The 1,784-nt window shown below is 49.8% G+C and carries 1 rRNA gene (cut by a window edge); it reads left to right on the forward strand.

The features are described 5' to 3' along the window. Positions 1-1,784 (forward strand): 23S ribosomal RNA (locus tag HPY90_RS15090); its annotated part reaches 388 nt to the left of the window's first position; the annotation flags it as partial.

Raw genomic sequence — 1,784 nt, forward strand, 5'->3', positions numbered from 1 at the left:
GAAAAAGCGAAACCTCCTGAAAGGATCCCAAGTACCGCGGGACACGAGGAACCCCGTGGGAATCCGGGGGGACCACCCCCCAAGGCTAAATACTCCTTAGCGACCGATAGTGAACCAGTACCGTGAGGGAAAGGTGAAAAGCACCCCGGGAGGGGAGTGAAAAAGAACCTGAAACCGTATGCCTACAAACAGTCGGAGCCTGGTAGTTAAGTGCCAGGTGACGGCGTACTTTTTGTAGAACGGACCGGCGAGTTACAGTAACGAGCGAGGTTAAGTTGAAGAAACGGAGCCGAAGCGAAAGCGAGTCTGAAGAGGGCGAATAGTTCGTTGCCGTAGACCCGAAACCGGGTGATCTACCCATGTCCAGAGTGAAGTTGAGGTAAAACTCAATGGAGGCTCGAACTGACCGACGTTGAAAAGTCGGCGGATGAGGTGTGGGTAGGGGTGAAATGCCAATCGAACCCGGAGATAGCTGGTTCTCCCCGAAATAGCTTTAGGGCTAGCCTCAAGGAATGATTTAGGGAGGTAGAGCACTGAATAGGCTAGGGGCCTTACCAGGTTACCGAACCTTCTCAAACTCCGAATGCCGTAAATTTAACCTTGGGAGTCAGACTGCGAGTGATAAGATCCGTAGTCGAAAGGGAAACAGCCCAGACCGTCGATTAAGGTCCCGAAGTCTACGCTAAGTGGAAAAGGATGTGGAGTTGCCCAGACAACCAGGATGTTGGCTTAGAAGCAGCCACCATTCAAAGAGTGCGTAATAGCTCACTGGTCGAGTGGCTCTGCGCCGAAAATACACGGGGCTAAAGCGTAGCACCGAAATCACGGATCGTCTAGATGTTAGATGTTAGACGTTGGATGTTAGATAGGGGAAAAGGAGTTATGAAGCAAGGATATCAAGACCTAAGGATATATCAACTGTCCTACGAACTGGCGATAAAGATTCATCAAGAAACAAAAAACTTTCCTGAAGAAGAACGATACGAACTAGGCAGCCAAATGAGAAGGGCAGCGATATCAATTCCGCTGAATATTGCCGAAGGCTATGCAAGAAAGCACTCACAAAAAGACTTTGCTCATTTCATAGCCATCGCCTTAGGATCATGTAATGAGACTTGCGTATTATTAAATATGGTGAAAGATCTAGGCTATATGAGAGAAGAGAAAGCAGCAGCTTATCTGTCTCAATACCAAGAAGTAGGAAAGCAAACAACCGCCTTTCACCAAAAACTCATAACCCCAAAAACAAACCCCAGATCTAAAGTCTAAAGTCCAAGATCTAACATCTAGACGATGGTAGGGGAGCGTTCTCATTGCGGCGAAGTCATACTGCGAAGTATGGTGGAGTGATGAGAAGAGAGAATGCCGGTATGAGTAAGCGAGAAGGCAGGTGAGAATCCTGCCCGCCGAAAGCCTAAGGTTTTCTGGGGAAGGCTCGTCCGCCCAGAGTAAGCCGGGACCTAAGCCGAGGCCGAAAGGCGTAGGTGATGGACAATCGGTTGAGAATCCGATGCCACCCAAGACCGCTATGAGCAATGGGGTGACACAGGAGGGTAAGCGTAGCGCACCGTTGGTTGAGTGCGTCCAAGCTGGTAGGGGGAGATACAGGCAAATCCGTATCTTATAAAACCCCGAGAAGTAATGGCGAGGGAAATAAAGTACCGAAGTAGCTGAACCCAAACTGTCAAGAAAAGCCTCTAGCCAGGGAATGGGTGCCCGTACCGCAAACCGACACAGGTAGGCGGGGTGAGAATCCTAAGGCGCGCGAGAGAACCCTCGTTAAG

It is taken from the genome of Syntrophothermus sp., from assembly GCF_013314835.1.
In the GTDB taxonomy this organism is placed as follows: Bacteria; Bacillota; Syntrophomonadia; order Syntrophomonadales; family Syntrophothermaceae; genus Syntrophothermus; species Syntrophothermus lipocalidus.